Genomic DNA, 9,985 nt, shown 5'->3' with positions numbered 1-9,985 from the left:
AACGCTTGCAACTCGTCTGTTAATTGCGTTTCCGTTTTGTCATAACCCGCTACATTTTTACCGATATTTTGGAAATAACGAGCCAAAGCACTCATACCGATGCCTCCGATGCCGATAAAATATACGTTATGTATTTGGTTTAGGTTCATATATTTTTGTTTCAGGTTTCAAGTTTGATTTGTTTCAGGTTATATACTTGAAACGTGGAACTTGAAACATTTAAACTAATTTAACTATCTCTTCAACAATATCTTTTGTTGCGTTTGGTTTAGCTAATTTTTTTATGTTTTGACTTAATTCTATTTGCAAATTTTCATTTGAAATTATATCTGAAAATGTAGTTTCAAATTTTTCATTCAATTCGTTTTCTTTTAGAAGGATAGCCCCTTTTTTATCTACAATCGCTTTGGCATTTTTCGTTTGATGATCTTCTGCTACATTGGGCGATGGAATAAAAATCGTAGGCTTACCCACAATGCATAATTCCGAAACCGAAGAGGCACCGGAACGCGAAATAATGATATCTGCAGCAGCATAAACTAAATCCATTCGGTCAATAAAAGCTACCACTTGAACACTATCCTTTTCATTGTATTTTGAATAGTCATTTAAATACAATTTTCCGCATTGCCAGATGATTTGAATGTTTTGGCTCAGTAAAAAATCTAGTTCTTTTTCAATTAATTGGTTGATTCTTCTTGCACCTAAGCTTCCGCCTAATATTAATATTGTTTTTTTAGATTCATCTAACTTAAAATAGGCATTCGCTTCGCTTTTATTTGCTTGAAGCAATAAATCTTGTCGGACCGGATTGCCTGTTAATATCATTTTATCCTTTGGAAAAAATCGTTCCAAATTTTCATACGCTACACAAATAGCATTGGCTTTTTTAGCTAGTAATTTATTAGTAATTCCTGGATATGAATTTTGCTCTTGTATTAAAGTTGGAATTCCTAATAGCGATGCTACTTTTAATACCGCACCGCTTGCAAAACCTCCTGTACCAATTACCACATCTGGTTTAAAACTTTTTAGAATAAAAAAAGATTTCAACAAACTTGAAGCTAATTTTATTGGAAACAATACATTTTGAAAAGTTAACTTTCTTTGTAAACCTGCAATCCATAATCCTTTAATTTCATAACCTGCTTGAGGCACTTTTTGCATTTCCATTTTATCTTGCGCACCCACAAAAAGGAATTGCGCTTCTGGAAAACGTGCTTTTAATTCGTTAGCAATGGCTACCGCAGGATAGATATGTCCTCCAGTGCCGCCTCCGCTAATTATGAATTTAGGTTGTTTCATTTATTCTTTATTTCTTACGCTATTCATAGGATTTTGTCCGTTATACAAACTATCTCCTTCGTCTTTACTTAATTCTTCTCTAATGGAGTATTTCATTTCCTCCATTTTTTGCTGATTTTCATCCACTTCTTTTTCTTCATTTAGGGCAACTTGTGCGTCTATAATTTGTTGTAACGCATCGTCGCGTTTACGTTTATCGTCTAAATCTAAAGCAATTTCTTCTTCCTTTTTTGTAACACTTAATATAATTCCAATAGCTATGCAAGTCATCCAAAGAGAAGTTCCACCACTACTAATTAACGGCAACGGCTGTCCGGTAACGGGCAATAACTCAACTGCAACTCCCATATTTATGAATGCTTGAAAAATAATTGGGAAACCAAGTCCAATAATTAGCAGTTTTCCAAATAATGTTGTTGCTTTTTGGGCATCAATAATAAATCGAATGAACAAGAGTAGATATAAAAATATAATTCCGACAGCTCCGATTAATCCATATTCTTCGACTATAATTGCGAAAATAAAATCGGAGGAAGATTGCGGTAAAAAATGTTTTTGTACACTTTTTCCGGGACCAAGACCATAAATTTTTCCAGAGGCAATGGCTATTTTTGCATTTTCAATTTGGTAATCATCGTCATTTGGTTTGTCATCAAAAAAACTATCAATACGACTAATCCAAGTATCAACACGATTGGGCATTGCATCTGGAAATGCTTTTGCAACCATGATGAAAAATAATAAACTTGCAATACCTGCTCCAATAATAAAACCCAAATATTTTAAGGGATATTGTCCAATGAAAACCAGCATGCAAACCATAGAAAAAATCAAAGCCGTAGTAGAAAAATTAGCAGGAAGTACTAAAGCCAAAATAGCAAAAACAGGTAGCCATAATTCTAACAGTGATTCTTTAAATGAATATTCTTTGTCGCTTACTTTAGATAAATAACGTGCAACATAAATCATAAGCACAATAAATGCAATGGTTGATGTTTGAAAACTAATACCTACAAAAGGAATTTGGATCCATCGACTGGCATTTGCACCATCAATTACAGTTCCTTTAAATAAAGTATAAACCAGTAGTAATATTACAAGTGGAATTCCAAAAATAGATAATGCTTTAAAATAATGATAAGGTGTTTTATGAATAAAAAATACAATGGCAAACCCTAACATTACGTGAATAAAATGTTTGAATAAATAGCCTATTGTTGAACCTTTACCGATTACATAAACTAAATTTGTACTGGCACTATAAACTGGCAAAAAAGAAACCAAAGCTAATAGAAACACTATTGCCCAAATGGTTTTATCTCCTCTTATTTTACCAATGATATCGAACATATTTTTTTTATAATGTATATTGTATTGTTGTATTTTGATTGATAATTGGTCTATAAATGTTATTTATAGATTCTTATTTGTTTTTGGGTTTTAGAATTTATTATTTGGAATTTTTACAAATTATAAATCGCTTGTTTGAATTGATTTCCTCTGTCTTCATAATTTTCATACAAATCAAAACTAGCACATGCAGGAGACAAAAGCACCGTATCTCCTTTTTCTGCTAAGCGTTTTGCAATCTGAACTGCTTCTGACATGGAGGTTGTTTCAACCATAATATCTACTACATTATTAAATACATCGCATATCTTGGCGTTGTCTACTCCAATACAAACAATGGCTTTTACTTTTTCGCGAACCAATGGCATTAACTCGTCATAATCATTCCCTTTGTCAATACCTCCAACTATCCAAACGGTAGGCGTCGTCATGCTGTCCAATGCATAAAAAACCGAATTTACATTAGTGGCTTTTGAATCATTAATATATTGCACCCCTTGTATTTTTAATACTTTTTCTAAACGGTGTTCTGCACCTTGAAAATTAGTCAAACTTTCTCTAATGGTTTGTTTTCTAATATTCAACAACTGAGCAACAGCAGTTGCTGCCATTGCATTTTTAATGTTGTGTTTTCCTTCTAAGGCTAGTTCGTTGATTTGCATAGTAAATAGTTCTTTATTAATTGTGCTATTAAATTTGTCGTCTTCTAAAAATGCTCCGTTATTTTCAAGCTTTTCTGAAAGCGAGAATGGAACTTTATTTGCTTTAATTGTATTCTTACTTAACCAATTTTGTATGGCTTCATCTTCATAATCATAAATTAGATAATCTGCTTCCGTTTGGTTTTTTGTTATTCTAAATTTTGATGCGATGTATAAATTATAATCATAATTGTATCGATCTAAATGATCTGGGCTAATATTTGTAATGATGGCAATATGTGGCTTATAATTAATAATTCCATCTAATTGAAAACTACTCAATTCTAACACGTAAACATCATGCTTATTTTCAGCTACTTGCCAGGCAAAGCTTTTTCCGATGTTTCCTGCTAAACCGACATTTAATCCACCTTGTTTTAAAACATGATAAGTTAATAATGAGGTAGTCGTTTTTCCGTTACTGCCTGTAATTCCTATAGTTAAAGCTTCTGTAAACTGGGCTGCAAACTCAATTTCAGAAATAACTGAAATTCCTTTTTCGATGAGTTTTTTGACAATAGGTGCTTTCTCAGGAATTCCAGGGCTTTTCATTACTACATCGGCATTCAGAATTAATGCTTCTGTATGCTTTTCATCTTCCCAGATAATTTCATTATTTGTAAGAACTTCTTTATAACTGTCTTTTATTTTTCCATAATCGGAAACAAAAACATCATATCCTTTTTGCTTTCCTAAAATTGCGGTACCTACTCCGCTTTCTCCACCTCCCAAAACAACCAATCGCATGCTATCTTAATTTTAATGATACCAAAGAGAAAATAGCTAATAGAATTCCAACAATCCAAAAACGGGTTACTATTCTACTTTCGTGATATCCTTTCTTTTGATAATGATGATGTAATGGAGACATTAAGAAAATGCGTCTTCCCTCTCCATATTTCTTTTTCGTATATTTAAAGTAACTAACTTGAACAATCACCGAAAGATTTTCAGCTAAGAAAATACCACAAACTACCGGAATCATTAATTCTTTTCGAATGGCAATTGCAATAACTGCAATAATTCCTCCAATGGTTAAACTTCCTGTATCGCCCATAAAAACGGATGCGGGATAAGCATTGTACCATAGAAATCCAACTAAAGCACCTACAAAAGCAGCGATGAAAATCGTCATTTCTCCTGCATTTGGGATGTACATAATGTTCAGATAGTCTGAAAAAATAATATTTCCAGAAACGAATGTGAATAAACCAAGAGTTAATACCGAAATAGCGGAAGTTCCAGCCGCCAAACCATCAATACCATCGGTTAAATTAGCTCCATTTGAAACCGCAGTAATGATCAAAATAACCATAGGAATAAAGATCAACCAAGCGTAACTTTTATAATCATCACCCATAAATGAAAGCACCTCGGCATAATCGAATTCATTGTTTTTCATGAAGGGAATGGTCGTGGATGTTGATTTTTCTTCTAAATCAGATGGTTTTAAATTGTTTTCTATTTTTACCCTAGAAGTTACTGTATCTTTTCTAACGGTAACGTCTGGACTTAAATACAATACGGTTCCCACAATTAATCCAAGACCAACTTGTCCAATTACTTTAAAAATACCTTTTAATCCTTGTTTGTCTTTTTTAAATATTTTAATATAATCATCTATGAAACCAATGGCTCCCATCCAAATGGTAGTCACAATTAGTAAAATAATGTAAATATTATTCAATTTTGCTAATAATAATACCGGAATTAAAGTTGCTAGGATAATGATAATTCCTCCCATTGTAGGCGTCCCGGCTTTTGCGGTTTGTCCTTCTAATCCTAGTTCGCGCACAGTTTCACCAACTTGTTGATTTCTTAAATAATTGATGATTTTTTTTCCGTAAATCGTAGCAATCAACAACGATAAAATAAAAGCCAATGCCGAACGAAAAGTTATGTATTGAAATACACCCGCTCCAGGAACATCAAATGCTTTGTCTAAGTATTGAAAAATATAGAATAACATAATATTTGCTTAGTTTTAAAGGTTAATGATGGCTTATTTATTTAATTGTTGTAATAATTCGGTAACTATTTCTAAATCATCAAAATCATATTTCACTCCGTTTATTTCTTGATAGGTTTCATGTCCTTTTCCAGCAATTAAAATAATGTCATTTGGGTTTGCTAATTGACAAGCGGTTTTAATGGCTTGTTTTCTGTCTAAAATGGAAATGGTTTTTTTGAAATTTTGAGGTTCAACACCTTGTTCCATTTCTTGAATAATTATTTCTGGATTTTCGGTTCTTGGATTATCTGACGTAAAAATGGCTTTATCGCTTAATGTTGAAGCAATATTTGCCATTACTGGTCGTTTAGTTTTGTCTCGATCGCCACCACATCCCACAACTGTAATTAGCTGTTCGTTTTTTGTACGAATGTTATCAATAGTTTGTAACACATTTTCTAAGGCATCTGGCGTATGAGCATAATCTACAATAGCCGTTATTTTAGTATCGGAAACAATAAACTGAAATCGTCCTGAAACACTTTCTAACTCTGAAAGTAACCGTAATGCCTCAACTTTTTCGATTCCTAATTCGACCGCAACTGCATAAATAGCTAATAAATTATAGGCATTAAACGAACCAATTAATTTAACCCAAACTTCGTTATCATTAATTTTTAGCAATAATCCTGATAATTGATTTTCTAAAATTTGTGCTTTATAATCGGCATACGATTTTAACGCATAGGTGATTTTTTTTGCCTTTGTGTTTTGAAGCATTACTACTCCATTTTTATCGTCGGAATTTGTAATTGCAAATGCCGATTTTGGCAAATAATCAAAAAACGATTTTTTTACATCGCGATATTCGGCAAAGGTGTTATGATAATCTAAATGATCGTGTGATAAATTAGTGAAAATGCCTCCCGCAAATTGAAGAGCGGCTGTTCTTTTTTGATGAATTCCGTGTGAACTCACTTCCATGAAACAAAATTCGCAACCTTCCTGAACCATTTGGTCCAAATAATAATTTAACGTCAGTGAATCAGGAGTCGTGTGCGTAGCTTTAAACTCTTCTGTATCCACCATTATTTTTACGGTTGAAAGCAATCCAACTTTATATCCTGCTTTTTTAAATAACTGATATAATAATGAAGCAATTGTCGTTTTACCATTAGTACCCGTTACACCCACCAGTTTAATTTTCTCCGATGGATTATCATAAAAATTAGCCGATAAATACGCTAAAGCCTCATTCGTATCGTTAACTTGCACATAGGTAATTCCTTGCACTATAGTTTCAGGAAATTGTTCGCAAACAATAACATTTGCCCCAAGTGCAATTGCTTTTTCAATATAATCATGACCGTCTGAAAGTGTACCTTTTATCGCCACAAAAGCAGTATTTGATTCCACTTTTCTAGAATCAAATTCAATTTTTGAAATAGTTACATCGGTAGCTCCATGAACTGCTTCAATGCTAACTCTGTATAATATATCTTTTAGGCGTTTCACGATAATTCGATTATAATAGTTTGATTTTTATTAATTTTTTGTCCCGAGGTAATCGATTGTTTCTTTACTCTTCCTAATCCAATAACTTTTACTTTTAAACCTAAGTTTTCTAGCAATGCTATGGCATCCATAGCTTCCATGCCTTTTACATTAGGAACAATTTGACCTTCTTTTACTACTTCTTTGTAATAGTTGTTGTATTTATTTTCTTGCGATACTACCTTAGCTTCAATATTTTTTACGTGATTTGTTGCTGGAGAATCGGTAAATATTTTTTGTGCAATTCTTTTAAATACTGGTCCAGAAACATCGGCACCATAATATCCTACCGTTTTATCGGGTTTATGAATTACTACAATACATGAATATTTAGGTTGAACAGCTGGAAAATAACCAACAAAAGACGAAGCATAATACATATCTGGTTTGCCATAATTAACTTGAGCTGTTCCGGTTTTTCCCGACATCGAGAAATCTTTTGAATACAATTTTGAACCCGTTCCTTTTTTAACGACATTCTCTAAAACTGCTTGAACTTTGCCTAATGTTTCTTGTGAACAAATTTTTGGATTTATGATTTCGGTATTGAATTTTTTAATGGTTTTGCTCCATTCCTTTACTTCACTAACAAAAATAGGTTTGACCATCACGCCATTATTAGCAACCGCATTATACATTGTTAATGTTTGTAATGGAGTCACTGACAAACCATAACCAAAAGCCATCCAAGGCAAACTTGTACCCGACCAACCGCTAGTGCCTGGATAGGGAATATAGGATCTACCTTCACCTTTAATAGGAAGTCCTAGTGGTTTATTTAATCCGTAACTATTAATTCTATCAACAAATTGCTTAGGATTATTCTTGTAATTATTATAAACTGATTGCACTAAAACTGTGTTAGACGAAACTTCAAAACCTCTAGCTAACGATATTTTACCGTAACCTCTATTGTTGGAATCTTTAACTTTTCTCTTATAATAAGTTATTAATCCGCCATGCGAATCATAAACCGTGCTTGTATCGGCTTTTTTGTCATCTAAAACAGCAATTAAATCAATTAATTTAAAGGTAGAGCCTGGTTCATGTGTTTCGTTTATTGCATAATTTTGAGTTTCAAAATAGCTTCCGTCTTCTCCCCTTCCTAAATTTGAAATGGCTTTAATGTGTCCGGTTTTTGTTTCCATAACCACCACACAACCATGATCAGCTTTGTAAATTTCTAATTGTTTTAATAAAGCATGGTGTGCAATATCCTGAATATAAACATCTATAGTAGAAATAATATCATAACCATCTTGAGGATCTTTTTCATTTACATCACTAATAGGTTTCCATTGATTTTTTGCAATCTTTTGCATCATTCTATGGCCATTTTTACCATTCAAATAATTTCTAAATGCATATTCAAGACCTTTCCCATCTTCATTTGATCGTTCATAACCAATGGTTCGTTTTGCTACCAAACCAATAGGATGCTTCCGAACCGTTTTTTGTTCAATTATAATTCCACCTTTATTTGCTCCTTTATTAAATAATGGAAATGATTTTAAACGAACTTGCTCGGTATAACTTAGTTTTTTTGCGATGAAAACATACCGGCTTTTATTAGCTCTTGCCTTTTGCAATCTAGCTTGATAATATCCTGCAGATTTTCCAAACATTGTTGATAATGAATCCGAAAGGTTTTTTAAATTATCTCTAAAATGTGTATTTGAAGGTACGACTGCATCAAAATAAACAGCATATTCAGGAATTGAAGTTGCTAATAAACTTCCATCTGCAGAATATACATTTCCTTTATTTGCAGGTATAGGAAAATTTTTAACGGTACGTTTATTGCCTAATTTTCTGTAATACTTTCCTTCTACCCACTGAATATTATTGAGTTTAATCAAAACAAAGACAGCCATCATAAAAAATAAGAAGGCTACAAAATACATGCGATACGATATTTTTTTATCTTCTATTGCCATATTTTTAATTTATCCCAAAAACTCTTTTTATCTTTTTTACTTTCAACTATAATTTTTGTTGGTTGTTCTTCAGAGGGGAAAATTTGACGGGTTTCCATTTTTTTTTCCACTGTAGATTCCATTTTTAACTTCATCAATTCTGAACGACGATCTACAAACTCTGATCGCAATTCTTTAACTTGGTTTGTCAACTCAGTAATCTTGTAGTTTTTAGCATCATATTGATGATTGTTTGCAATCATAATCATTCCTAAAACCACTAAAAAAACGATAAATTTCCAATTCTTAAGCGCATCATCACTGATAAGAAATTTTGCTTTTAATAAACTGTAAATTCCGTTTTTCATTCCTACTATCTTTTTTCAGCCACTCTTAGTTTTGCACTTCGAGCTCTGTTATTAATTGTAATTTCAGCTTCTAAAGGCACAATAAGTTTTTCAATTATCTTGAAAGGCACTTCAAAATTTCCAAAAAAATCGCGCTCTGGCTCTCCTTCAAACATGCCGTTTTTAACAAATCGTTTCACCAATCGATCTTCTAAAGAATGATACGAAATAACACTTAAACGACCGCCTGGCTTTAAAAGTTCTAAAGATTGCTCTAAGAACTCTTTCAAAACATCCATCTCTTGATTTACTTCGATTCTAATTGCTTGATATATCTGAGCTAAAATTTTATTGCTTTTATGTGCTGGTAAAAACTTAGCGAGAACTTGTTTTAATTGTTCCGAGTTTTTAATCTGCTTATCCTTTCTTGCTGTAACAATTGCATTTGCCATTGCTCTAGCATTTTTTAATTCGCCATAATTGAATAATACACGTGCAATTTCTTGTTCATCATATTCATTCACAACATGATAAGCACTGATTTCACCTTTTTGATTCATTCGCATATCTAATTCAGCATCAAATCGAGTAGAAAAACCCCGCTCGGCCACATCAAATTGATGGGATGAAACCCCTAAATCAGCTAAAATTCCATCTACTTGTTTAATTCCGTGAAAACGTAAAAATCGTTTTATGAATCTAAAATTTTCGTTTATTAGTGTAAATCGATCATCAGCAATTGTGTTTTCTAATGCATCAAGATCTTGATCAAAAGCAAATAGTTTTCCATTTATACCTAATCGATTCAGCATCTCTCTTGAATGTCCTCCACCACCAAAGGTTACGTCAACATAAACTCCA

9 protein-coding genes are annotated in these 9,985 nt (G+C 32.6%); all 9 read right to left on the bottom strand.

From position 1 onward, the window contains the following. Positions 1 to 149: Mur ligase domain-containing protein (locus ACIQZC_RS06465; protein ID WP_396138421.1), on the bottom strand; the 149-nt coding region annotated here is incomplete at its 3' end. Positions 150 to 219: 70 nt separating this feature from the next. Then, the gene (gene murG, locus ACIQZC_RS06460) at positions 220 to 1,305 is read right to left on the bottom strand and encodes an undecaprenyldiphospho-muramoylpentapeptide beta-N-acetylglucosaminyltransferase (RefSeq protein WP_396138420.1); all 1,086 of its coding nucleotides are present in this window, start codon (positions 1,303 to 1,305) and stop codon (positions 220 to 222) included. Beyond that, on the bottom strand, positions 1,306 to 2,655 hold the full coding sequence (locus ACIQZC_RS06455; RefSeq protein WP_396138419.1) for an FtsW/RodA/SpoVE family cell cycle protein: 1,350 nt from the start codon (positions 2,653 to 2,655) through the stop codon (positions 1,306 to 1,308). 113 nt (positions 2,656 to 2,768) lie between these two features. After that, positions 2,769 to 4,103: a UDP-N-acetylmuramoyl-L-alanine--D-glutamate ligase gene (gene murD, locus ACIQZC_RS06450; RefSeq protein WP_396138418.1), complete on the bottom strand. Its 1,335-nt coding sequence runs from the start codon at positions 4,101 to 4,103 to the stop codon at positions 2,769 to 2,771. Position 4,104: 1 nt separating this feature from the next. Beyond that, entirely contained in the window at positions 4,105 to 5,325 is a 1,221-nt protein-coding gene (mraY, locus tag ACIQZC_RS06445) for a phospho-N-acetylmuramoyl-pentapeptide-transferase (protein ID WP_396138417.1), read from the bottom strand. A gap of 33 nt (positions 5,326 to 5,358) precedes the next feature. Continuing rightward, entirely contained in the window at positions 5,359 to 6,822 is a 1,464-nt protein-coding gene (locus ACIQZC_RS06440; RefSeq protein WP_396138416.1) for a UDP-N-acetylmuramoyl-L-alanyl-D-glutamate--2,6-diaminopimelate ligase, read from the bottom strand. Continuing rightward, a complete protein-coding gene (locus ACIQZC_RS06435; RefSeq protein WP_396138415.1) occupies positions 6,819 to 8,798 on the bottom strand; it encodes a penicillin-binding protein in 1,980 nt (659 codons plus the stop codon). The genes ACIQZC_RS06440 and ACIQZC_RS06435 overlap by 4 nt, the downstream gene beginning before the upstream one ends. Further along, positions 8,789 to 9,145, bottom strand: a complete 357-nt coding sequence (locus tag ACIQZC_RS06430; protein WP_396138414.1) for an FtsL-like putative cell division protein — start codon at positions 9,143 to 9,145, stop codon at positions 8,789 to 8,791. The genes ACIQZC_RS06435 and ACIQZC_RS06430 overlap by 10 nt, the downstream gene beginning before the upstream one ends. A gap of 5 nt (positions 9,146 to 9,150) precedes the next feature. Beyond that, positions 9,151 to 9,985, bottom strand: an 835-nt coding sequence (gene rsmH, locus ACIQZC_RS06425; protein WP_396138413.1) for a 16S rRNA (cytosine(1402)-N(4))-methyltransferase RsmH, incomplete at its 5' end; no start/stop codon positions are given.

Origin of the sequence: Flavobacterium sp., assembly GCF_044338735.1 — a bacterium.
Taxonomy (GTDB): domain Bacteria; phylum Bacteroidota; class Bacteroidia; order Flavobacteriales; family Flavobacteriaceae; genus Flavobacterium.
Note: the sequence above shows the minus strand (reverse complement) of the source record. Positions and strands in the feature narration are given on the sequence as shown.